Origin of the sequence: Streptomyces sp. NPDC088197 (genome assembly GCF_044741185.1) — a bacterium.
GTDB lineage: Bacteria > Actinomycetota > Actinomycetes > Streptomycetales > Streptomycetaceae > Actinacidiphila.
The window spans coordinates 59915-84395 of the sequence record NZ_JBIUSD010000017.1 but is presented as its reverse complement, the minus strand read 5'-3'; the positions used below and the strand labels follow the sequence as shown (position 1 = coordinate 84395).

At 69.4% G+C, this 24481-nt stretch carries 18 protein-coding genes; 14 read left to right on the top strand and 4 right to left on the bottom strand.

What is annotated here, in order from left to right; translation table 11 throughout:
• Positions 1 to 21 precede the first annotated feature (21 nt).
• Positions 22 to 1551, bottom strand: a complete 1530-nt coding sequence (locus tag ACIOC1_RS30295) for a UDP-N-acetylglucosamine 1-carboxyvinyltransferase (RefSeq protein WP_355338602.1) — start codon at positions 1549 to 1551, stop codon at positions 22 to 24.
• A 270-nt stretch (positions 1552 to 1821) separates the two neighbouring features.
• Between ACIOC1_RS30295 and ACIOC1_RS30290 the strand changes: the two genes are divergently transcribed.
• Entirely contained in the window at positions 1822 to 2340 is a 519-nt protein-coding gene (locus ACIOC1_RS30290; RefSeq protein WP_401857101.1) for a hypothetical protein, read from the top strand.
• A gap of 15 nt (positions 2341 to 2355) precedes the next feature.
• Here the strand turns inward: ACIOC1_RS30290 and ACIOC1_RS30285 are convergent, their stop codons facing one another.
• The 3 genes from ACIOC1_RS30285 to ACIOC1_RS30275 all read right to left on the bottom strand — a co-directional run bounded on the left by ACIOC1_RS30285 (position 2356) and on the right by ACIOC1_RS30275 (position 5205).
• Complete coding sequence (locus ACIOC1_RS30285) at positions 2356 to 3621, bottom strand: hypothetical protein (RefSeq protein ID WP_401857099.1); 1266 nt, start codon at positions 3619 to 3621, stop codon at positions 2356 to 2358.
• Entirely contained in the window at positions 3618 to 4475 is an 858-nt protein-coding gene (locus tag ACIOC1_RS30280) for a class I SAM-dependent methyltransferase (protein WP_401857097.1), read from the bottom strand. Before ACIOC1_RS30280 ends, ACIOC1_RS30285 begins: the two co-directional genes overlap by 4 nt.
• Before the next feature lie 103 nt (positions 4476 to 4578).
• Entirely contained in the window at positions 4579 to 5205 is a 627-nt protein-coding gene (locus ACIOC1_RS30275; RefSeq protein WP_401857095.1) for a hypothetical protein, read from the bottom strand.
• A 284-nt stretch (positions 5206 to 5489) separates the two neighbouring features.
• On the opposite strand from ACIOC1_RS30275, the gene ACIOC1_RS30270 reads away from it, so the two are divergent.
• From ACIOC1_RS30270 to ACIOC1_RS30210, 13 genes are all read left to right on the top strand, one after another.
• A complete protein-coding gene (locus ACIOC1_RS30270) occupies positions 5490 to 5990 on the top strand; it encodes a hypothetical protein (protein ID WP_401312136.1) in 501 nt (166 codons plus the stop codon).
• Positions 5991 to 6307: 317 nt separating this feature from the next.
• Positions 6308 to 9022 (top strand): aconitate hydratase AcnA, encoded by a 2715-nt coding sequence (gene acnA / locus ACIOC1_RS30265; protein ID WP_391048782.1) that lies wholly within the window; start codon positions 6308 to 6310, stop codon positions 9020 to 9022.
• Positions 9023 to 9507: 485 nt separating this feature from the next.
• A complete protein-coding gene (ngcE, locus tag ACIOC1_RS30260; RefSeq protein ID WP_355338620.1) occupies positions 9508 to 10905 on the top strand; it encodes an N-acetylglucosamine/diacetylchitobiose ABC transporter substrate-binding protein in 1398 nt (465 codons plus the stop codon).
• Between the two features lie 81 nt (positions 10906 to 10986).
• Positions 10987 to 11919, top strand: a complete 933-nt coding sequence (locus ACIOC1_RS30255; RefSeq protein ID WP_355338623.1) for a sugar ABC transporter permease — start codon at positions 10987 to 10989, stop codon at positions 11917 to 11919.
• 13 nt (positions 11920 to 11932) lie between these two features.
• Positions 11933 to 12889, top strand: coding sequence for a carbohydrate ABC transporter permease (locus ACIOC1_RS30250; RefSeq protein WP_355338626.1), 957 nt, complete (start codon positions 11933 to 11935; stop codon positions 12887 to 12889).
• 261 nt (positions 12890 to 13150) lie between these two features.
• A complete protein-coding gene (locus ACIOC1_RS30245) occupies positions 13151 to 14365 on the top strand; it encodes an ROK family transcriptional regulator (protein ID WP_355338629.1) in 1215 nt (404 codons plus the stop codon).
• Positions 14366 to 14504: 139 nt separating this feature from the next.
• Positions 14505 to 15587, top strand: a complete 1083-nt coding sequence (locus tag ACIOC1_RS30240; RefSeq protein ID WP_355338632.1) for a substrate-binding domain-containing protein — start codon at positions 14505 to 14507, stop codon at positions 15585 to 15587.
• 230 nt (positions 15588 to 15817) lie between these two features.
• A complete protein-coding gene (locus ACIOC1_RS30235; protein WP_188282659.1) occupies positions 15818 to 16606 on the top strand; it encodes an ATP-binding cassette domain-containing protein in 789 nt (262 codons plus the stop codon).
• Entirely contained in the window at positions 16603 to 17910 is a 1308-nt protein-coding gene (locus ACIOC1_RS30230) for an ABC transporter permease subunit (protein ID WP_355338636.1), read from the top strand. Before ACIOC1_RS30235 ends, ACIOC1_RS30230 begins: the two co-directional genes overlap by 4 nt.
• A 304-nt stretch (positions 17911 to 18214) precedes the next feature.
• Positions 18215 to 20140 carry a 1-deoxy-D-xylulose-5-phosphate synthase gene (gene dxs / locus ACIOC1_RS30225; protein ID WP_355338639.1) on the top strand — a complete coding sequence of 642 codons (1926 nt, stop codon included), beginning with the start codon at positions 18215 to 18217 and terminating at the stop codon, positions 20138 to 20140.
• A gap of 219 nt (positions 20141 to 20359) precedes the next feature.
• Positions 20360 to 21865: an amino acid permease gene (locus ACIOC1_RS30220; RefSeq protein ID WP_401857090.1), complete on the top strand. Its 1506-nt coding sequence runs from the start codon at positions 20360 to 20362 to the stop codon at positions 21863 to 21865.
• The gene (locus ACIOC1_RS30215; RefSeq protein ID WP_401857088.1) at positions 21866 to 23425 is read left to right on the top strand and encodes a glycosyltransferase; all 1560 of its coding nucleotides are present in this window, start codon (positions 21866 to 21868) and stop codon (positions 23423 to 23425) included.
• Between the two features lie 43 nt (positions 23426 to 23468).
• A complete protein-coding gene (locus ACIOC1_RS30210; RefSeq protein ID WP_355338645.1) occupies positions 23469 to 24335 on the top strand; it encodes a thioredoxin domain-containing protein in 867 nt (288 codons plus the stop codon).
• The last annotated feature ends 146 nt before the right edge of the window (positions 24336 to 24481 follow it).

The window sequence follows — 24481 nt, the reverse complement described above, 5'->3', positions numbered from 1 at the left end:
GGGTGCGGTGGCATCCGTGTGTCAGATGTCGCGGAAGATCTCGATCTGGGCGCCGATGGAGTTGAGACGCTCGGCGAGGTCTTCGTAGCCGCGGTTGATGACGTAGACGTTGCGGAGGACGGAGGTGCCTTCGGCGGCCATCATGGCGAGCAGGACGACGACGGCGGGGCGCAGGGCCGGGGGACACATCATCTCGGCGGCGCGCCAGCGGGTGGGGCCCTCGACCAGGACGCGGTGCGGGTCGAGGAGCTTGACGGCCGCGCCGAGGCGGGTCAGCTCGGTGAGGTAGATGGCGCGGTTGTCGTAGACCCAGTCGTGGATGAGGGTCGAGCCCTGGGCGGTGGCGGCGATGGCCGCGAAGAACGGGACGTTGTCGATGTTGAGCCCGGGGAACGGCATCGGGTGGATCTTGTCGATGGGGGAGCGCAGCTTGGACGGGCGGACGGTGAGGTCCACCAGCCGGGTGCGGCCGTTGTCGGCGCGGTACTCGGGAGTCAGCTCGTGGTCGAGCCCCATCTCCTCCAGCACGGCCAGCTCGATCTCCATGAACTCGATCGGCACCCGCCGGATCGTCAGCTCCGACTCGGTGACGACGGCCGCGGCCAGCAGGCTCATCGCCTCGACCGGGTCCTCGGACGGCGCGTAGTCCACGTCGCGGTCGATCGAGGAGACGCCGTGCACGGTGAGCGTCGTCGTACCGATGCCGTCGACGCGGACGCCCAGCTCCTCCAGGAAGAAGCAGAGGTCCTGGACCATGTAGTTGGAGCTGGCGTTGCGGATGACGGTGACGCCGTCGTGCCGTGCGGCGGCCAGCAGCGCGTTCTCGGTCACCGTGTCGCCGCGCTCGGTCAGCACGATCGGCCGGGTCGGGGTGACGCTCCGGTCGACCTCCGCGTGGTACGTGCCGTCCGTCGCGGTGATGTCCAGGCCGAAGTGGCGCAGCGCGTTCATGTGCGGCTGGACCGTACGGGTGCCGAGGTCGCAGCCGCCCGCGTACGGGATGCGGAAGCGGTCGGTGCGGTGCAGCAGCGGCCCGAGGAACATGATCACACTGCGGGTGCGCCGCGCGGCCTCGGTGTCCATCGAGTCCAGGTCGAGGCTGGCGGGCGGCACGATCTCCAGGTCGTTTCCGTCGTTGATCCAGCGGGCGCGGACGCCGATGCTGCCCAGCACCTCCAGGATCCGGTAGACCTCCTCGATCCTGGCCACCCGGCGCAGCGTGGTGCGCCCGGCGTTCAGCAGGGTCGCGCACAGCAGGGCCACGCAGGCGTTCTTGCTCGTCTTGACGTCTATGGCGCCGGACAGGCGACGCCCGCCGACCACCCGCAGATGCATGGGGCCCGCGTAGCCGAGGGAGACGATCTCGCTGTCCAGCGCCTCGCCGATGCGGGCGATCATCTCAAGACTGATGTTCTGGTTGCCGCGCTCGATACGGTTGACTGCGCTCTGGCTGGTCCCGAGAGCCTCGGCGAGCTGGGACTGTGTCCAGCCTCTGTGCTGCCTGGCGTCCCGGATGAGCCTGCCGATACGTACGAGGTAGTCGTCGGTCATATCGCCGAGGCTATCTCACATATGAGATGCGGCAACCGCAGATCGGCCGTCCGTGACGGACCCCACTCCCGCCGCGTGCCATCCGGCGTACGCCAGCGCGTGCCGCCCGTGCCCGCACCCGCGACCGCCATCACCGTACTCGCGGGTCACGGCCGCGCAACCCGGAGTACTGCCCGGCCCCGCAACCCGACCGCGCGGCCCCGGCCCCCCGCGACCCGATGCGCACGCCCCGGCCACGCGCCGCCGCGGGCGTACGGCACACTTCCGATCATGCTCACGCGCATACGTTCCCCACGGCCCACGCGGCCCCGGCCCGCGCACCGCGCGGCCGGTGCGGGACTGGCCGTCGCCGTACTCGCCCTGGCCGGAGCGCTCGCCGGGTGCGGCGGCGGCGCGGGCCCCTCGCGGGACCAGCCGAAGCTGCCCTTCGGCTGGTCGCCGAGCGGACCCTCCCGGACACCCCCGACCTGGGCGGAGACGACGGGCGCCGCGGCCACGCGGGGTACCGGATCGCCCTCGGCCGGCTCGACGTTCGCCCTCACGGCGCCGCCGGCGCGCGCGGGCGCGACCGCGGTGACGCCCGGCGTGAGCGGGAACGCGCGCACGTGCCCGACCCCCGGACACCCGTATCGCGTGTGCGGCCACTACACGCTGGTCCGGCCGACGATCGACCCGTCCGCGCCGTGCGTCGACAGCGATCAGGGGGTCCACGGCGGCACGACGTATGCGTGCCTCTACGGCTCCTGGGTGGAGCTGCCGAAGGTCCCGACACCGGCCACGCCGACGTAGCGCGGCCGGTGCCCGCTACCGGCCGTGCGGTACGAAGATCCGCTCGTCGTCGGCCGCTGCCCGCGGCGCCGGAATCCGGCGGCGCGCCACCCGCCGCGGCGTACGCGGCAGGACCACGGCCAGCAGGCAGCACACCGCCATGCCGAGCAGCCCGGTGACGACGCCGAGCTTGGTGGCCAGGGAGACCTGCGGCAGGACGAACACGGCGATGTCGAGGCCGAAGGACGCGGCGCTCACCACCGTGAGCGCCGCCGCGACACGGTTCAGCCGGGCGTCCAGCGCCTCCGCGCGCTGCGAGGACGCGGCCAGCAGGGAGTTGCTGACGTAACCGAGGAGCTTGTCGGCGCGCTCCTGGGTGTCGTCGAGCCCGATCACCTGGCGCGCGGAGAGATAACTGGCCCGGTGCGCCTGCGTCGACTCGATCCGGTAGCCGTCGAGATGGTGGAAGTCGGCCCACAGACCGTCGAGGAACCGCCGGAAGGCGTGCACATCGGTGGTCTCGGGGTGGCCGTGCGCCAGGTCGGCCAGCACCCACCGCCCGGCGACGAGCGCGCCCACCAGCAGCGACTGCTGCGCCACCGCGATGTCCGTGGGCTCGGTCATGGTCAGCAGATCGTGCAGCGGCGTCGCCGGATCGCGGTCCCAGGCGTAGGTGTACGGCAGCAGGATCCGGCAGTCGGGGCCCGATATCAGCGCGGGGACCCGTGCGTCGGCCGCCCACGGCGGGTCCCGCGTCACGAAGTGGCAGTTGTAGCGCGCCGATTGACGGTCGATCGGCGAACCCGCCCCGGTCAGCGCGAGATCGGGACGCAGGGCGATCCCCTGGACTAGACCACTGGCGACGGCCGCGGCCAGCACCGCCGTCAGGATCGGCGCGTCCGCCTCCCGCAGCGCCTGGTTGACGGTCGCGTCGAGCGCGTCGAGGTCATGCAATGCCATCCGCCGCAGATCGGCCTCGTGCCGCAGCGCGTAGACCACCAGCACCGTGCCCGCGGTCAGGATGCGCGCGTGGCAGGCCACGATCTCCGTGCCCGGCAGGCTGATCGCCGGTCCGACCATGCCGGTCAGGTCCATCTCGATGGTGGTGTCCGGGTTGTACGCCAGCGACCGCAGGCCCCCGACCACCGGCCGTAACTCGCCGTGGCCCGGCACCGCGACCAGCTCCAAAGAGCTGACGGGGGAGCGGTGGTGCAGCGGATACGCCCGGCTCTGGAGGTGCAGCACCTCGCTCGCGCCGAAGCTCATACTGCCGCTCGCGCCGCTTCTCGCGCCGCCGCTCATGCCGCCGCGCCCGCGCGGCCGGTGCCGGAGCCGGGGGTCCAGGAGACCGCCACGTACTCCGGGATCAGGTCGGACTCGCTCACCGACACGCCGCCCAGATAACGGCGTTGCAGATCCTCGGGGCCCCGGTCCTCGATCGCCGTGCCCAGCAGCGACTCCAGCTCGTCGTGCGTGAGATGGCTCGCGTCCGCGGGCACCGACCTGCGCAGGAACCAGTCGCGCTGCTCGGCCAGGACGCGGCAGCCCGCCGCCGCCGCGGGCCAGTAGCTGACCGCGGTCACCGCCGTCGTGCCGAAACCGGCGCCCAGCGTCACCACCGACCGTGCCGCGTCCCCCGGCAGATAGAAGACGACGCCCTCCGCGACGTACGCGACCGGTCGACCGGCCGCCAACTCGCTTGCGGCGGAGGTCACTTCGGCGCGGCCCTGCGCGCTGTTCAGATCGGCCGCGAGATGCCGCACCTCACGCTCCGGCGCGACACCGGACGCCGTCAGCTCCGCCGCCCGCCGCCGCTTGGCCGCCGCCATCTCCGGCAGGTCCACCTCCAGCGCCGCGGGGAACGGCAACAGCCAGGGATACGAGGAGAAACCGGCCCCGCACACCACGAGCACCGTGTCCGGGTCGGCGCGCAGCGCCCGCGCGAGGGTGTCGGCGATGTAGCGTCCGCGCAGCGACACCACCAGGTCGTCGTGCGGGTACACCTCGTCGGCGAACTCCCGCCACAACTCCCTCACCGCGGGCCGGTCACCGTCCGGAATCCACGCGCCCGCCAGAGGATCCTCGGCGAGGTCGGGCTTGCGCGCCCGCGACTCGTTGACCAGATACGCGGTCAGTTCGACCCCACCGTGCTGCATGACCCGTCGACCCCCGAGTGTGTGACGTTGCGTCACCCACCTTGGTATCACGTCCCGTTGCCGTTGTGGATCTCCCCGTCGGCCGCACGAAGGGTCCCGCGGGTCAGGTCCGCAGTCGCGCCAACTCCGCTTCCCTGGCGTCGATGTACGGTCCGAGGTCGGTCACGGTCGCCAACCGGACCTGTCCGATGGGCACGTGGTGCCCGACGACGGTGACCGTGACGGATTCCGCGTCCGCGTCCGCATCCGCATCCGCATCCGCATCCGCGTCGGCGTCCGTACCGGCATCCGCCACCGCCTCGATCCGCGCCGCCCACCACGTCCCTTCCGTCAGCACATCGGCCGCCCGCGGCGCACCGTCCACGACGACCTCCGCCCGCGACGTACGGCCTGCCCCGGCCTCCCGCGCCGAAGGGTCCTCGTCCGCCCGCGGGTACCCGTCCCGCTCCAGCCGCAGCGCCTCGGCCAGGCTCACCGGCTCGGCGTCACGCACCGCGCTGGTCACCCAGACCCCCGCCTCGTCCTGCCCCAGCCGTCCGTGCCGCACGGTGATCCGCTGCCATACGTCGTCTCTTCTGTGGCCCTCGGCGAACCACGCCGGTTCCGGCGCGGGACCGGTCACCGCGAATACCCGGAAAGGCGGCGCCCCGCGCAGCGCGGCCATCCGCCGCGCCGCCTCGGCCAGGACCGCCGCGACCCTCGCGCCCTCGTCCTCCGTCGCATACCGCATGAGGGCATTGTCCCGGCACCCGTCAAGCGGGCACACTCCCGCGCGAGGCCCGCGCCCCGTCCCGCGTCCGCCCCGCCGCACGGCACGCCCGTCGGTCCCGCAGTCGGTCACGCCCGTCCGACCCGCCCGTCCGACCCGGCGCGCGCCACGCCGCCGTCCCCGGGTGACCTGTCGCAGTGAAGGTTGAGCGATTCTCACCGAAGGTTGAGCGGCTTCCTGCCGGTGGCGTGGACCTGTCTCTGGACGGCTGTCGTGGTGGGCACCCCCATCCGTAGGATCGCGGCATGCCTGCCGCCGAACGTGTTACCCGGTCCTCGTTTGCCGGTCGCATCCAGCCGATCTCGTCTCCCGGATCACTCCCGGTCTTGCCCGGCCGGATCTGGTCGGATGCGGACTGGGAGCGGATCCAGCTCGGTTACCACTCCCGGGGTATGGACGAGAAGTGGGACGTGTTCAGCGAGGGCAGGGTTGTCTTCCTCCATCGGAGCTGGACCGGTCGCGGGGTCTTCGAAGCAACTTTCACGCCCGTGGACGCCGGGGGCTGGCGGATCTCCGGAGCTGTGGTGGAGCGTGATCAGGAGCGCTACCGGAGCAGGGACGACGAGTACGACTGCGTGATGCTGGAACTGGTGATCAGTGCGATTGTGCTGGATGAGCCGACGCAGGAGTTGCGGTCGCGATTGGTGGCGATGACGCGCAGTGCGTCCGGTGGCGCGGACGTGCCAGCTGGATGGGTTCAGCACAGTGCCCTGGGTCTGCGCTCGGATCCGCCGTCTCAGCCGTAGCAGAGCCCGTAGACCGGGTTGATGCGAGGGCGCCCCACCGGCAGGAGCCGATCAAGCTTCGGTGGGAAACACTCAACCTTCACTGCGACAGGTCAGGCGGGCCGGGCATGACCCAGCGGCGGTCATGTACTAGAGTTATCTCGACATCGAGATATCTGCTGAGGCGTACGACGACCGCACCGCACGAGGTAAGGGTTACCTAACCAGAGCCCACCTTAGCGGACCGGCCGGCGGGCATGTCACCGACATGCGGCCGGGCCGGGGGACCGCGGTGGTACGCGCGCAATGACGCAAGACGACGCATGAAGGAGACTGTCGTGTCGGCGAACAGCTTCGACGCCCGCAGCACGCTGCGCGTGGGCGACGAGTCGTACGAGATCTTCCGGCTGGACAAGGTGGCGGGCGCGGCCCGGCTGCCGTACAGCCTGAAGGTGCTGCTGGAGAACCTGCTGCGTACCGAGGACGGCGCGAACATCACCGCCGACCACATCCGGGCGCTGGGCGGCTGGGACTCCCAGGCCCAGCCGAGCCAGGAGATCCAGTTCACGCCGGCCCGCGTGATCATGCAGGACTTCACGGGTGTGCCCTGCGTCGTGGACCTGGCCACCATGCGCGAGGCCGTCAAGGAGCTCGGCGGCGACGCCGCCCGGATCAACCCCCTCGCCCCGGCCGAGCTGGTCATCGACCACTCGGTGATCGCCGACCGCTTCGGCACCGCCGACTCCTTCGCGCAGAACGTGGAGCTGGAGTACGGCCGCAACAAGGAGCGCTACCAGTTCCTGCGCTGGGGCCAGACCGCGTTCGACGAGTTCAAGGTCGTCCCGCCCGGCACCGGCATCGTTCACCAGGTGAACATCGAGCACCTGGCCCGTACCGTCATGGTCCGCGGCGGCCAGGCGTACCCGGACACCCTGGTCGGCACCGACTCGCACACCACCATGGTCAACGGCCTCGGCGTGCTCGGCTGGGGCGTCGGCGGCATCGAGGCCGAGGCCGCGATGCTCGGCCAGCCGGTGTCCATGCTGATCCCGCGGGTCGTCGGCTTCAAGCTGACCGGCGAGCTGCCCACCGGCACCACCGCCACCGACCTGGTGCTGACCATCACCGAGATGCTGCGCAAGCACGGCGTGGTCGGCAAGTTCGTGGAGTTCTACGGCGAGGGCGTCGGCGCCACGTCGCTGGCCAACCGCGCCACCATCGGCAACATGTCGCCGGAGTTCGGCTCCACCGCGGCGATCTTCCCGATCGACGAGGAGACGCTGAAGTACCTGCGGCTGACCGGCCGGGACGCGCAGCAGGTCGCGCTGGTCGAGGCGTACGCCAAGGAGCAGGGCCTGTGGCTGGACCCGGCCGCCGAGCCGGACTTCTCCGAGAAGCTGGAGCTGGACCTCGCCACCGTCGTCCCGTCGATCGCCGGGCCCAAGCGCCCGCAGGACCGTATCGTCCTGGCGAACGCCTCCCAGCAGTTCGCCCACGACGTGCGCAACTACGTGACCGACGACGAGGAGGCGGGCAAGGAGTCCTTCCCGGCCTCCGACTCCCCGGCCACCCACAACGGCGTGCCGACCAAGCCGACCGTGGTCACCGCCCCCGACGGCAGCACGTACGAGATCGACCACGGCGCCGTCACCGTCGCCGCGATCACCTCGTGCACCAACACCTCGAACCCGTACGTGATGGTCGCCGCCGCCCTGGTCGCCAAGAAGGCGGTCGAGCGCGGTCTGACCCGCAAGCCGTGGGTGAAGACGACGCTGGCGCCCGGCTCCAAGGTCGTCACGGACTACTTCGACAAGGCGGGCCTGACCCCGTACCTGGACAAGCTCGGCTTCAACCTGGTCGGTTACGGCTGCACCACCTGCATCGGCAACTCGGGCCCGCTGCCCGAGGAGGTCTCCAAGGCGGTCAACGAGGCGGACCTCGCGGTCGCCGCGGTGCTCTCGGGCAACCGCAACTTCGAGGGCCGGATCAACCCGGACGTCAAGATGAACTACCTGGCGTCGCCGCCGCTGGTCGTCGCGTACGCCATCGCGGGTTCGATGAAGGTGAACATCACCGAGGACGTCCTCGGCACCGACACCGACGGCAAGCCGGTCCGCCTCCAGGACATCTGGCCGACCGAGGCCGAGGTCAACGACGTGGTCGCGTCCGCGATCGGCCAGGACATGTTCAACGAGTCCTACCGCGACGTCTTCGCGGGCGACGCGCAGTGGCAGGCGCTGTCGATCCCGACCGGCGACACCTTCGAGTGGGACCCGCAGTCCACCTACGTCCGCAAGCCCCCGTACTTCGAGGGCATGACGATGGAGACCACCCCGGTCACCGACATCGAGGGCGCCCGCGTCCTGGCCAAGCTCGGCGACTCGGTCACTACCGACCACATCTCGCCGGCCGGCGCGATCAAGGCCGACACCCCGGCGGGCAAGTACCTCACCGGACACGGCGTCGACCGCCGCGACTTCAACAGCTACGGCTCGCGCCGCGGCAACCACGAGGTCATGATCCGCGGCACCTTCGCCAACATCCGGCTGCGCAACCAGATCGCGCCGGGCACCGAGGGCGGCTACACCCGCGACTTCACCCAGGCGGACGGCCCGGTCGCCTTCATCTACGACGCCTCGCGCAACTACATCGAGCAGGGCGTGCCGCTGGTCGTCCTGGCGGGCAAGGAGTACGGCTCCGGCTCGTCTCGCGACTGGGCGGCCAAGGGCACCGCGCTGCTCGGCGTCAAGGCGGTCGTCGCGGAGTCCTACGAGCGCATCCACCGCTCCAACCTGATCGGCATGGGCGTGCTGCCGCTCCAGTACCCCGAGGGCGCCTCCGCGGCCTCCCTGGGGCTCACGGGCGAGGAGACGTTCGCCATCTCCGGCGTGACCGAGCTGAACGACGGCACGACCCCGCGCACGGTGAAGGTCACCACCGACACCGGCGTGGAGTTCGACGCTGTTGTCCGGATCGACACCCCCGGAGAGGCCGACTACTACCGCAACGGCGGCATCATGCAGTACGTGTTGCGGTCGCTGATCCGCAAGTAACGATCAAGTGACGTTCCGCTACGGCGGATACGCAGAAGAAACCGCAGGCGGGCCGCGCTCCTCTCAGGGGAGTGCGGCCCGTCCGCTTATGTCCGTACATGCAGACCGGCTCGGCCCGGTTCGGTCTTCACTACTTGAACGCACTTCCGTGACAGTCGTGTTGACTAGTGAATACAAGATCCGGCGCGCTCGGGATCGGTGAGACATCCCACGTTTCGCGGAGGTCTCAACTCGGGAAAGCTTGCCGCCCAAACCATCATTCGATCTTGCCCTGCCGACTGCAAGTGGACTATACCTGTCGGCGTCCAAGGAACCCGCTCACAGCGGGGCGGGGCGGGGGGGAACGTCGGGCAGAAACACCCGGCGGCCTACGGTGACGTACCCCTCCTCGATGGATGCACGGCATCACTCAAGCTTCAACTGTTCGCGGTCGTCGGCGGATTCCGCTGCACCGCATGAGTCCTGATGAGAGCGAGGACTTGAGCATGGGATCCGAAATGAACCGCCGGGATCTGGTCAAGCGTTCCGCGGCGCTTGGCCTCGTAGCCATTCCGTCGGCCGGTCTGCTGAGCGCCTGCGCGTCCAGCGGCGGTGACAGCAGTAGCGACAAGCCCACCAAGAGCGCGACTGCGGCCTCGAAGGACAACCCCTTCGGCGTGAACGACTCCACGGCCCTCGACATCGTCATCTTCGACGGTGGTTACGGCCACGACTACGCCACCGCGCTCGGCAAGCTGTACGAGTCCAAGCACCCGGGCTCCAAGTCCAGCGTCCTGCCCACGCAGGACATCGCCGGCAAGCTCCAGCCGCGCTTCAACGCCGGCAGCCCGCCGGACGTCATCGACGACTCGGGCGCCCAGCAGATCAAGCTGGACGTCCTGCAGAAGAGCGGTCAGCTCGCGGACCTCACCCCGCTGCTCGACGCGCCCTACATCGACGACCCGAGCAAGAAGATCCGCGACGTGCTCCAGCCCGGCACGATCGAGACCGGCACGCTCGACGGCAAGATGTACTCGCTGAGCTACATCTACACCGTGTTCGGCCTGTGGTACTCCGGCAAGCTGTTCAAGGACAAGGGCTGGACCGAGCCCAAGACGTGGGCCGACTTCATCTCCCTTTCCGCGGAGATCAAGAAGGAGAAGATCGCGCCCTTCTGTCACCAGGGCAAGTACCCGTACTACATCAACGTCGCGATCATGGACCTCATCGCCAAGAACGGCGGCCTGGAGCTCCAGAAGCGCATCGACACGATGGACCCGACGGCCTGGGACGACCCGGCCGTCAAGGCGGGCATCGAGGCGGTCTACGAGATCGTGGACAAGAACTACCTGCTGCCCGGCACCAACGGTCTGACCCACATCGAGTCGCAGACCGCGTGGAACCAGTACAAGGCCGCCTTCATCCCGTGCGGCTCCTGGCTGGAGAACGAGCAGATGAAGGCCACCCCGAGCGACTTCGACATGAAGTTCATGCCGATGCCGTCGCTCACGGGCGACAAGCTGCCCTTCGAGGCGATCCGGGCGGGCGCGGGCGAGCCGTTCATCGTCCCGGAGAAGGCCAAGAACAAGGCCGGCGGCCTGGAGTTCCTGCGCATGATGCTGACGAAGGAGGGCTCCGGCAAGTTCGCCGCCGCCGCCAACTCCCTCACCGTCCTCAAGGACGGCGTCGGCTCCGACGTCCAGCTCCGTCCGGGTACCGCGTCGACCGTGACCGCGCTGAGCGCTGCCGGTGCGAACACGTTCAACTACAACTACCCGAACACCAACAGCGAGTTCGATGTCGCCCTGCAGAACCTGAGCGGTGAGCTGATGGCCAAGCGCCTCACCCCCGCCCAGTGGATCTCGAAGGCCAAGGCGCTCGCGGCCAAGGCCAAGAAGGCCTGACCCAGCGACGTCGTGCGGTGCGGGGGCCGGAATCCGTCCGGCCCCCGCACCGGCATAGCCCCTCGATCAGGAGCAGGATCCATGCAGCATCGCAAATACCCCTTCATTGTGGGCTTCCTCATCGTCCCGATCGTCCTGTATGTGACGTTCGTGATCTGGCCGTATCTTCAGACGATCGGCTACTCGCTCACGGACTGGAAGGGCGAGTCCCAGACCTTCAACTTCGTGGGCCTGGACAACTACACGACCCTGTTCCACGACTCCGTCTTCAGAACCGCGTTGTGGCACAACATCCTGCTGCTGATCTTCCTGCCGGTGATCACCATCCTGCTGGCGCTGTTCTTCGCCTTCATGGTGAACGTGGGCGGTCGCAGCACGGCGGGCGGTGTCCAGGGCGTCCGCGGCGCCGGGATCTACAAGGTCGTCTACTTCTTCCCGCAGGTCCTGTCGGTCGCGATCCTGATCGTGCTGTTCGGCGCGGTCTACCGCAGTGACTCGGCCGGTCTGCTCAACGGCGTCCTGGTGAAGCTGCACCTGGAGGACGCCAACAACCCCATCGAGTGGCTGAACGACCCCAACCTCGTGCTCTGGTGCCTGCTGGCGATCCAGGTCTGGGCGGGCGTCGGCTTCTACCTCGTGCTGTTCTCCGCGGCGATGCAGTCCATCCCCAAGGACATCTACGAGGCCGCGCTGCTCGACGGCGCGGGCCGCTCGCAGACCTTCTTCAAGGTCACCCTCCCGCTGCTGTGGGACAGCGTGCAGACCTCGTGGGTGTACATCTCGATCTTCGCGATGGACTTCTTCGCCCTGGTCTCCGGACTGACCCCCGGAACCGGCTACGGCGGTGGTCCCGACCACCACAGCGAGGTCATGGCGACCTACCTGATGCGCAACTTCCTGTCCTTCGGCAAGAGCGGTTACGCCTGCGCACAGGGCGTGATCATCATGCTGGTGACCTTGATCGTTTCCGCTGTCACGCTGCGGGTCTCCCGCCGTGACCGCATCGAGTTCTGAGCGGGGAAGCACCATGACCTCACCCATCACCGAGGCGCAGTCCGGCGGACTGCTGGGCCAGGTACCCGCTCAGGGCGGGCCCGGCAAGAAGCGCAAGGGCAAGGGAGCGGAGGAGGCCGGCTACGACGGAGCCGGCGGCCGGGTGCTCAACGTCTTCTCGCACGGCTTCCTTGCGGTCTGGGCGATCATGATCATCCTGCCACTGGCATGGATCATCCTCAGCTCGTTCAAGAACAACAGCGAGATCGGCTCCAGCGCGTGGTCCTGGCCCTCGCACTTCACCTTCGGCGCGTTCAGCCGCGCCTGGGACAAGGGCATCGGCGACTTCTTCCTGAACACCGTGATCGTGATGGTGTTCTCGGTGCCGCTGACCATGCTCTTCGGCTCGATGGTCGCCTACGTGCTGGCCCGGTACGAGTTCCCCGGCAACAGGTTCATCTACTTCCTGTTCGTCGGCGGCGCGATGTTCCCGTACTTCCTCGCGCTGGTCCCGCTGTTCTTCATGGTGAAGAACCTCGGCATGCTGAACACGTACCAGGGTCTGATCCTGGTGTACGTCGCCTACTCGCTGCCGTTCACGACCTTCTTCATGCACTCGTTCTTCAAGACGCTGCCAACGGCCATCCATGAGGCGGCGGTGCTCGACGGCGCCTCGCACACCCGGACGTTCTTCCAGGTGATGGTGCCGATGGCCAAGCCCGGTCTGCTGAGCGTCGGCATCTTCAACGTGCTCGGGCAGTGGAATCAGTACATCCTGCCGGTCACGCTGATGCAGCCGCAGACCAGCACCGACAAGGACCACTCCATGCTGGCCCAGGGCCTGGTGAACCTCGCGCTGTCGCAGGGGTACTCGGGCGACTACCCGGCGCTGTTCGCCGGCATGGTGATCGCGATGCTGCCGGTGCTGGTGGTGTACCTGTCCTTCCAGCGCCAGGTCCAGGCCGGACTCACCGCGGGCACCCTGAAGTAGCCCACGGCGGCGCCCCCGAGCGCCGTTGAGCAGGCCGTACGCCGCGAGGAGCGGCTCCGCGAGGGCGCGGAGCCGCTCCTCGGCGTTCGCGACCGATTCGCATAACGGTGTGGCTCTCCCCCTTGACGGGACATCACCCCAAACACTCAACTTAGAGTTCACATGTTGTAGACGACGGGGTCTCACCGATGTGGCAGGTACGACATCGGTCCGGGTCCCCGTCCGTGCGGGCAGCCGGGACGCTCCGGCTGCCGGGCAGGAGTGGATGTCGTGGTCGAGACTCCGGGATCGCAGTCGTCGCTGCACCGGGCCAACCTGGAACGCGTCGTGCGTGCCGTACGGCTGGCCGGGTCACTCACCCAGGCGGAGATCGCGCGCAGCACCGGCCTGTCGGCCGCGACGGTCTCCAACATCGTCCGCGAACTGCGGGACAACGGCACGGTGCAGGTGACGTCGACCTCCTCGGGTGGTCGGCGGGCCCGCAGCGTGGCGCTGTCCGGTGACGCCGGCATCGTCGTAGGAGTCGATTTCGGCCATTCGCATCTCCGGGTCGCGGTCGGCAATCTGGCCCATCAGGTGCTGGCCGAGCAGTCCGAGCCGATCGACGTGGACGCCTCCGCCTCCCAGGGCTTCGACCGCGCCGAGCAACTCGTCGCGCGGCTGGTGGAGTCCACCGGGATCAACCCCGACAAGGTGCTCGGGGTGGGTCTGGGCGTGCCGGGGCCGATCGACGTGGAGTCCGGGACGCTCGGTTCGACCGCGATCCTGCCCGGCTGGAGCGGTATCAACCCCCGCCAGGAGCTGACCGACCGGCTCGGTGTGCCGGTCCAGGTGGACAACGACGCGAATCTGGGCGCACTGGGCGAGTTGGTCTGGGGCGGCGGCCGGGGCGTGAAGGACCTGGCGTACATCAAGGTCGCCAGCGGCGTCGGCGCGGGCCTGGTGATCGACGGCAGGATCTACCGCGGACCGGGGGGCACGGCGGGTGAAATCGGCCACATCACCCTCGACGAGTCGGGTCCGGTGTGCCGGTGCGGCAACCGCGGCTGCCTGGAGACCTTCACCGCCGCGCGCTATGTGCTCGAACTCCTGCGCGGCAGCCACGGAGATGGCCTAACGGTCCCGAAGATGGTGCAGCTCGCACGCGAGGGCGACCCCGGCTGCCGTCGCGTGATCGGGGACGTGGGCCGCCACATAGGCATGGGCGTGGCCAGTCTGTGCAACCTCTTGAACCCCAGCAGGGTCGTGCTGGGCGGGGACTTGGCCGAGGCGGGGGAGCTGGTGCTCGGCCCGATAAGGGAGTCCGTGTCGCGGTACGCGATCCCCAGTGCCGCCCAACGGCTGTCCGTGGTGCCCGGGTCGCTGGGTGCCCGTGCGGAGGTTTTGGGGGCACTTGCCCTGGTGCTGAGTGAGATGGGTGATTCTACACTGTTGGATGGTAATACTCCGGTTGATACACCCGCCTTTTCGGCATAACTGAGCGTTCACACAGCTAACGAAACGGGTCGTTGCCATCTCGTTAAGTGTTTACTTCTTGACGGCATGGCGTCAGCCGGAGTTGACTCACGAGCACCTCGGCCGCGGTGTTGCGGCCCTGTCAGGGAGGCAACCTCACATGAACGCAATGACGCGTCGAATCGCCGTCGGGACGGTCGCTGTTTCGATCGCGCTCACGATGGCCGCTTGTGGCAAGGCGGGCGACAAGTCGTCCGACAGCAGCAAGGACAAGACCATCGGCCTGCTGCTCCCGGAGAACGCGACCACCCGGTACGAGAAGTTCGACCGGCCCCTGATCGAGGCGAAGGTCAAGGAGCTGTGCTCCGACTGCAAGGTCGACTACGCCAACGCCGCCGGTGACCCCGCCAAGCAGGCGCAGCAGGTCAGCAGCATGATCGCCAAGGGCGTCAAGGTTCTCATCCTGGACGCGCAGGACTCGGTCGGCATCCAGTCCTCGGTCCAGGCCGCGGTCGACAAGGGCATCAAGGTCGTCGCGTACGACCGCCTCGCGCAGGGCCCGGTCTCGGCCTACGTCTCCTACGACAACGAGAAGATCGGCGAGCTCCAGGGCCAGGCGCTGCTCAACGCCATGGGCGCCGACGCCAAGCCGACCTCGAAGATCGTCATGATCGACGGCGACCCGGCCGACCCGAACGCCGCCTCCTTCAAGGCCGGCGCCCACAAGATCCTCGACGGCAAGGTGAACATCGCCTACGAGCAGTCGGGTCTGTGGAAGGACACCGTCGCCAACCAGAAGGTCACCGCGGCGATCACCCAGCTCGGCAAGGCCAACATCAAGGGCGTCTACTCGGCCAACGACGGCATGGCCGGCGGTATCGCCACCGCCCTCAAGGGCGCCGGCATCAACCCGCCGCTGACCGGCCAGGACGCCGAACTGCCCGGCATCCAGCGGATCCTCGCGGGCACCCAGGCCGCGACGATCTACAAGGCGTACCAGCCGGAGGCCGACGCCACCGCCCAGATCGCGGTCGCGCTGCTCGAGGGCAAGGACTTCAAGGACGTCGCCGACACCACCGCCAAGAGCGGCTCGGGCCAGACGGTCCCCGCCCACCTCATCGGCGCCGTCGCGGTGACCAAGGAGAACATCAAGGACACGGTCATCAAGGACAAGCTGTACACCGTGGCCCAGATCTGCACCGCCGAGTTCGCCCAGGCGTGCAAGGACGCGGGCATCCAGTAGTACCCAGGGCCTCGGCCCGCCCCCGAAAGACCTGTCCGGTGCCCCGCCCCCACCATTCCACCCCGCTGCCGGGGCGGGGCACCGGACGGAAACGCTTCCGGGGTAGAGCGTTCGGGGAAGGGGTATGAGCCCGTTCCCCGTTGACTGATGTCATCCCAGTGCTTTATTGCACGTCCCCCGCGGCTGTCCCCCCAGTACGCGGCATCCCCGCCGGTCAGGCGGCGAAGGAGATGGTTCACGTGTCCGCTACGCCCGTGCTGGCGTTGCGCGGAGTCTCCAAGCGATTCGGTGCGGTTCAGGCCCTCACCGATGTCGAGTTGGAGGTCCACGCCGGAGAGGTTGTCGCCCTGGTGGGCGACAACGGAGCCGGTAAGTCCACACTGGTCAAGACGATCGCCGGTGTGCACCCCATCGACGAAGGCGTCATCGAATGGGAGGGCAAGGCGGTCAGCATCAACCGGCCGCAGGACGCCCAGAGCCTCGGCATCGCCACCACGTACCAGGACCTCGCGCTCTGCGACAACCTCGACGTGGTCGGCAACCTCTATCTCGGACGGGAGATCCTCCGGGTCGGAGTGCTCGACGAGGTCACGATGGAAAGGCGTGCGCGCGAGCTGCTCAACACGCTGTCCATCCGGATCCCCAGCGTGCGGATCCCGATCGCCAGCCTCTCCGGCGGTCAGCGGCAGGTCGTGGCCATCGCCCGCGCCCTGATCGGCGAGCCGAAGGTCGTCATCCTCGACGAGCCCACCGCCGCCCTCGGCGTCGAGCAGACCGCCCAGGTCCTCGACCTGGTCGAGCGGCTGCGCGAGCGCGGCCTCGGCGTGATTCTGATCAGCCACAACATGGCTGACGTGACGGCGGTCGCGGACACCGTCCACGTGCTGCGCCTGGGCAGGAACAACGGGTCCTTCCCGGTCAAGGGCACCACGAACGAGCAGATCATCGCGGCCATCACCGGAGCCACGGACAACGCCGTGACCCGCCGTCAGTCGCGCAATGTGGAGGCGGCGAAGTGAGCGACAAGACCACCCTGTCGAAGGCCGACGAGGAGCCGCCGGCCGCTCCGGTCGACGAAATGGCCCCGGCCGCGGTCGAGGTCATCGACCCCCGGCTGCTGGTCCGCCAAGAGGGCTTCAAGGGCTACATCACCGAGTTCAAGCGCAAGCTCAAGGGCGGTGAACTGGGCTCGCTGCCCGTCATCGTCGGCCTGATCATCATCTGGACCGTGTTCCAGCTGAAGGACAGCCTGTTCCTCAGCTCGACCAACATGGTCAACATCAGCTACTTCCTGGCCGCCACCGGCATGATCGCGGTCGGCCTGGTCTTCGTGCTGCTGCTCGGTGAGATCGACCTGTCGGTCGCCTCCGTCAGCGGTCTGTCGGCCGCGATCTTCGCGATCTTCTCCACCACACACGGCATGAACATGTGGCTGGCGATGATCCTCACGGTCCTCACCGGCATCGGCATCGGCGCGATCCACGGCTTCTTCTTCGCCAAGATCGGCGTCCCCGCCTTCGTGGTCACCCTCGCGGGCAACCTCGGCTGGAACGGCCTGATGCTGTGGCTGCTCGGCTCCACCGGCTCGCTGTCCATCCAGGACAAGGGCCCGATGCACATCCTGGGCCAGCGCTCCTTCTTCATGGACCAGGACATCGCCGGCGCCTACATCCTGGCGACCGTCGGTGTCGTCGCGCTGCTCGCCGGTTCGCTGATCGAGCAGACCCGCCGCCGCAAGGCGGGCGTCCCGTTCCGCCCCACCAGCGAGATCGCGCTGCGCACCGTCGCCCTGGCCGTCGTGGCCTACGTGGCCGCGTACGTGCTCAACAAGTCCGCCGGTGTGCCGAACGCCCTGGTGATCTTCCTGGTCGCCCTGGTGATCTGCGACTTCGTCCTTCGCCGCACGCCCTTCGGCCGCAAGGTCTTCGCGGTCGGCGGCAGCATCGAGGCCGCCCGCCGCGCCGGTATCAACGTGGCGCTGATCCGGATCGCGGTCTTCGCGATCTCCGGCGGCTTCGCCGCCATCGGCGGTCTCTTCCTGGCCGCCCAGACCTACACCGCGACGCTCGCCGCCGGTACCGGCAACCTGCTGATGCTGGCGATCGCCGCCGCGGTCATCGGCGGCACCAGTCTCTTCGGCGGTCGCGGCAACGTCTGGTCGGCGCTGCTCGGCATGCTGGTCATCCAGTCCATCCAGACCGGACTCGACCTGCTCAACATGAACACCTCGATCCAGTACATGATCACCGGCGCCGTTCTGCTCGCCGCCGTGGTCATCGACTCGGTCTCGCGCCGTACGCAGAAGACCTCCGGCCGCGCGTAGCGGCACCGCGTACGACGGCGGCGCGCGTAACGGCTCGTAACAACGCGGGCGGACACGCGCACCGCGGCAGCACCTCGAACCGCCGGGCGGACCTGGAAATCCAGGTCCGCCCGGCGGTTCGCCGTTGCCGTGCCGTGACATACATCGCACAGGGCGGCCGACAGCCTTGGAACCGGAAGATTAGACTCGTCGGATCGGCCGTATCGAAGCGATCCGGCCGTGTCGGCGTCCACGTCGGCAAAACCGTGGGACAGACCTTCGACAGGTGCCGACAGGTACCGACAGGCAGCAGAGGGAGGAACGGGTGGCAGTGCTGACCCGTATCAACGGACCGCGCGACCTCGACCGGCTCAGCCAGCAGCAGCTCGTGGAGCTGGCGGGCGAGATCCGTGCCTTCCTCGTCGACGCGGTGTCCAAGACCGGCGGGCACCTCGGCCCCAACCTCGGTGTGGTCGAGCTGACCATCGCCCTGCACCGCACCTTCCACTCGCCCGTCGACCGGATCCTCTTCGACACCGGCCACCAGGCGTACGTGCACAAACTGCTCACCGGACGCAAGGACTTCGCGAAGCTCAAGAGCAAGGGCGGCCTGTCCGGCTACCCGTCGCGCGCCGAGTCCGAGCACGACGTGATCGAGAACAGCCACGCCTCCACCGTCCTCGGCTGGGCCGACGGTCTCGCCAAGGCCAACGAGGTGCTGGGCCGCACCGACCACGTGGTCGCCGTGATCGGCGACGGCGCGCTCACCGGCGGCATGGCCTGGGAGGCGCTGAACAACATCGCCGCCGCCCAGGACCGCCCGCTGATCATCGTCGTCAACGACAACGAGCGGTCCTACGCGCCCACCATCGGCGGCCTCGCGGACCACCTGGCGACCCTGCGCACCACCGACGGCTACGAGCGCTTCCTGTCCCGTACCAAGGACCTCCTGGAGCGCACCCCGCTGATCGGCCAGCCGCTCTACGAGACGCTGCACGGCGCGAAGAAGGGCCTGAAGGACTTCATCGCCCCGCAGGGCATGTTCGAGGACCTCGGCCTGAAGTACGTCGGCCCGATCGACGGCCACGACGTGGAGGCGCTGGAGTCCGCGCTGCTGCGCGCCAAGCGGTTCGGCGGCCCGGTCATCGTGCACTGCATCACCGAGAAGGGCCGCGGCTACAAGCCCGCCGAGCAGGACGAGGCAGACCGCTTCCACGGCATCGGCCCGATCCACCCCGACACCGGTCTGCCGGTCGCCGCCGCGGGCGCCGACTGGACGTCCGTCTTCGGTGACGAGATGGTCGCGCTCGGCAAGGAGCGCGACGACATCGTCGCCATCACCGCCGCGATGCTCCAGCCGGTCGGCCTGGAGAAGTTCGCCAAGGCGTTCCCCGACCGCGTCTACGACGTCGGCATCGCGGAACAGCACGGCGCGACCTCGGCCGCGGGTCTGGCCACCGGCGGCCTGCACCCGGTCTTCGCGGTCTACGCGACCTTCCTCAACCGCGCCTTCGACCAGGTCCTGATGGACGTGGCCCTGCACAAGTGCGGTGTCACCTTCGTCCTGGACCGGGCGGGCGTCACCGGCAGCGACGGCGCCTCGCACAACGGCATGTGGGACATGTCCATCCTCCAGGTCGTGCCGGGACTGCGGATCGCCGCCCCGCGCGACGCCGACCAGGTACGCGCCCAGCTCCGCGAGGCCGTCGCGGTGGACGACGCGCCGACCGTGGTGCGCTACTCCAAGGGCGCGGTCGGCCCGGCCGTCGCCGCCGTCGGCCGGATCGGCGGCATGGACGTGCTGCGCGAGCCGTCCGAGGGCGAGCGCCCCGACGTCCTGCTGGTCTCGGTCGGCGCCCTCGCGCCGATGTGCCTGGAGATCGCCGGGCTGCTGGACGCGCAGGGCATCACCACCACCGTGGTCGACCCGCGCTGGGTCAAGCCGGTGGACGAGGCGCTGCCCGGCCTTGCCGCCAAGCACCGCGTCGTGGTCACCGTCGAGGACAACGGGCGGGTGGGCGGCGTCGGTTCCGCCGTCGCGCAGGCGCTGCGCGACGCGGAGGTGGACGTGCCGCTGCGCGACTTCGGCATCCCGCAGCGCTTCCTCGACCACGGATCGCGCAAGGACGTGATGGCCGACATCGGGCTCACCGCGCCCGACATCGCCCGCCAGGTGACCGGCCTGGTCGCCACCATCGACGGCCGCTTCGCGGACGACGCGGACCACGCGCGCGAGATCGCCCGCGACTGATCCCACCGCCCGCCCGCCCCTCGCCGGGGACACGGCGGCGCACCCGTACGACGCGGGGGTCCACCCATACGGGTGGACCCCCTCTTCCATCGGCGTACGCGTAGGCGCGCCTATTCGGGTGAGACGGACCTCCGGAGTGCAGTAACGCAGTAGCGGCTGCCGACCGACGGAATCGACCGGCCGAACCGACCGGCCGCCGGACGATCTGGAGGTGTGACGGTGGACACCGACACGCGTGACGACACGGCCCCCCGACCCCGGGGGGTGTTCCGCACCAAGAGCATCGAACAGTCGATCGCGGACACCGAGGAGCCGGAACACGGCCTGCGCAAGGAGCTGTCCGCGCTCGACCTGATCGTCTACGGGGTCGGCGTCATCGTCGGCACCGGCATCTTCGTGGTCACCGGCTCGGTCGCCAAGGACTACGCGGGGCCCGCCGTCGCGCTCGCCTTCATCGTCTCCGCGATCGTCTGCGGGCTGGCCGGGCTCTGCTACGCCGAGTTCGCCTCGACCGTGCCGGTGGCCGGATCGGCGTACACCTTCAGCTACGCCTCCATCGGCGAACTGCCCGCCTGGATCATCGGCTGGGACCTGATCCTCGAACTGGCGCTGGGCGCGGGCGTGGTGGCGGGCGGCTGGTCAGGCTACATGGCCAATCTGCTGTCGCACTTCGGCATCGACATCCCCAAGGTCCTCACCCACGACGGCGGCGGCTTCGGCTTCGACCTGCTGGCCGCGGTGCTGGTGCTGGTGCTCACCGGCATCGTGATGGCCGGAATGAAGCTGTCCGCGCGGGTCACCACGCTGATCGTCGCCGTCAAGGTGACCGTGGTGCTGCTGGTGATCTTCGCCGGGCTCTTCTTCGTCACCGGCAGCAACTACCACCCGTTCCTCCCGGCGTCGAAGGCCAACACCGGCAGCGGCTCCGACCTGCACGCGCCGCTGGTGCAGATGATCTTCGGCTTCACCCCGTCCTCGTTCGGCGTGATGGGCATCTTCTCCGCCGCCGCCGTGGTCTTCTTCGCCTTCATCGGCTTCGACATCGTCGCCACCGCCGCCGAGGAGACCAAGAAGCCGCAGCGGGACATGCCGCGCGGCATCCTCGGGTCGCTGGTGATCTGCACCGTGCTGTACGTGGCGGTCTCGCTCGTCGTCACTGGCATGCAGAAGTACTCGGAGCTGGACACCACCGCGCCGCTGGCGTCCGCCTTCAAGTCCGTCGGCGCGCCCTTCTGGTCCGGCCTGATCAGCTTCGGCGCGGCCGTCGGCCTGACCTCCGTGGTGATGATCCTGCTGATGGGCCAGACCCGGGTGTTCTTCGCGATGAGCCGCGACGGGCTGCTGCCGCGCGCCTTCTCCCAGGTGCACCCGAAGTTCGGCACCCCCTACCGCACCACGGTGCTGCTCGGCGTGATCGTCGCGCTGATCGCCGGATTCTTCACCGTCGGCGAACTGGAGGAGATGGTCAACGTCGGGACGCTCTTCGCGTTCGTCGTCGTCGCCATCGGCGTCGTCGTGCTCCGCCACACGCGCCCCGACCTGCCGCGCGCCTTCCGCGCCCCCTGGGTGCCCGTCCTGCCGGTGGCCTCGGTGTGCGCGTCCCTGTGGCTGATGCTCAACCTCAGCGTGGAGACCTGGCTCCGGTTCGCCGTATGGATGGTGATCGGCTTCGTCATCTACTTCGGCTACGGCCGCTCCCACAGCAGGCTGGGCCGCGGGCGCTAAGTGCAGCCGACGAGCGCGGTACTGCCGGCGCGGCCGGCCGTACCGGTGGCCGTACCCGCGGGTGCCCCCGGCCGCCGCGACCGGCGCTACTGGTCGCGGCTGGCCGCCCTGCTCGCGGCGCTCACCGTCCTGCTGCGCCTGCCGTCCTTCGCCCGCCCGGTGTGGAATCCCGACGAGGGCTATCTGGCCGTCCAGGCGCGGCTGCTGGCGCACGGCGGGGTGCTGTACGACACGGTGGTCGACCGCAAGCCGCCGCTGCTGCCGTGGCTGTACCAGGGGCTCTTCGCGGTCTTCGGCGACGGCTCGCTGTGGCCGCCGCGCACGGCCGCGCTGCTGGCGCACCTGGCGACCGCGCTGCTGCTGGCCGCGGTCGCCCGCCGCCGCTGGGGCGACCGGTCGGGGGCGGCGGCGGGCGCGGGATACCTGCTGCTGTCGGTCGGCCTCGCGCCCGAGGACACCCTGGCGGCCACCTTCGAGGTCTTCATACTCCCGTGGACCGCCGCCGCCGTCTGGTGCGCCGACCGCTCCCGCTGGGGACTGGCGGGCGTGGCCGTGGCGGGCGCGGCCCTGACCAAGCAGACCGGCGCGGTGATACTGCTCCCGGTGGCCTGGACGCTGTGGCGGGCGGCGCGGGCCGGACGCGCCCCGGCGCTCGCGGGCGCGCTGCGGCTCTGCCTCGGCTTCGCGCTGCCGGTCGGCGCGGTGGCCCTGCTGACCGGACCCGGCCGCTTCCTGTTCTGGACGGTCACCGGCTCCGCCGAGTACGTCTCGCCGCGCGGCGCCTGGCTGACCGGGCTGAGCCGGGCGGCGGGCGGCGCCAGCGTCCTGGCGGTGGCCGCCGCCGGAATGCTGCTGGCCGCGGGCGCCGCCTGGGCGCTGCGCCGCCGCCCGGTCCCCGCCGACCTGTGGGTGTGGCTGGCCGCCTCCGGGGTCGCCGTGGTCTCCGGCTTCCAGTTCTACGGCCACTACTTCCTCCAGATGGTGCCCCCGCTGGTGCTGATCGGCGTGGCCGCCGTCCGCGCGCTGCCCCGGCTGCGCGCCGCCGTCACCTGCTGGACGGTCCTGGCCTGCGCCGGATTCCTGGTCTGGGACCTGGCCGCGCCGAGCCGCGAGCTGGACCACGCGGTCGCCGTCGCCGCCGCGGTCCGCGCGCACACCGCGCCCGACGACCGCGTCCTGGTGTGGGGCATACACCCCGAGACGTACTGGTTCGCCGACCGGCGGCCCGCCAGCCGCTATCTGACCGCGGGCTTCCTCACCAACTTCAGCGGCGGGCGCGGCGGGGTCCGGGTGGGGGAGCGGTACGCGGTCCCCGGCGCCTGGCGTGCCTTCGGCGCGGAATTCTCCGCGCACCCGCCCGCGCTGGTGGTCGACGACTCCCGCGGCGACCCGTACGCGATCTCGCGCACGCCGACCCTGCGTGACCTGCTGGGTTCCGGCTACCGGCGGGTGGCGAGGGTCGACGGCGCGGTCGTCTGGGCGCGCGAGGCCGCAGGACCGGCCGGGCGCGGCGGCGCCCATGGGGGACCGGCTGGACGTGGCGCATGGGGGCGATGGTAAAAAGGCGCGAGAGCTGGTGCGGCAATATCGAGGTGGCGTTGTCATGACGGAGTCCAAGGGACCCGGGAACCAGGACCGTGCGAAGGACGGGGGGAGCAAGCCCAAGCGCAAGTCCCTCCTGGACCGGGTACGGCCCTACGCGGTCGGCACGACCGCGATCGTGGTGGTCTTCGGCGGGTCCGCGCTGATCGGCCAGCACGTACGCAGCACCAAGGACGACAAGGTGCGCGAGCCCTCGGGCGTCATCGCCGCGCCCATCGTGCCCACGGGCCCGGTGGACACCGCGTCGCCCAGCCCCAGCGCCGCCCCCACGGGCCCCAAGCTCGGCCTGCCGGTGCGGCCGTCCGTGCCGGTCACGATCACGATCTTCGTGGACCTGCGCAGCCCCGACTCCAAGGCGTTCGCCGACGAGTACCAGGCCACGCTGACGCAGTTGCTGACGACCGGCCAGGCGGAGCTCCAGTACCGCCTGGTGACCGCCTCCGACCAGCAGTACGGCGGCGAGGGCTCCAAGACCGCGGCCAACGCGGCGGCGTGCGCGCAGGACCAGAGCCGCTTCACGCAGTTCATGAAGGAGGTCTGGAAGCACCAGCCGGACCCGAAGAGCGACACGCTGACCCACCTGAACTTCCTGAAGGAACTGGCCGTCAAGGCCGGGAAGATCAAGCTCAGCACCTTCGAGCCGTGCCTGGAGCAGGGCGACCACAACGGCTGGGTGCAGCAGTCGCAGAACGACTTCGCGAAGTCCGACCTCGGCTCGATCCCGGTGGTGGAGATCAACGGCACGCCGGTCAAGGACGTGCACTCCACGCTGACCCCGCAGAAGCTGCGCAAGATGGTGCTCGCCGAGGCCAAGCGCGTGATCGCGGTGCAGGCCACGCCGTCGGACACGCCCGCGCTGCTGGGCTGACGGACTGTCGGATTTCTCCGGCCGCTCCGTCTTCCGCACCGCGGTAGCTCCGCTGTCCCGCCGCTCCCCGCGGTCGGGTGTTTCGTGCCTTTGAATCATCGGTATGTCAGATTTCGTCAACTTTTAGGCGAAATCGGGTACTGAAG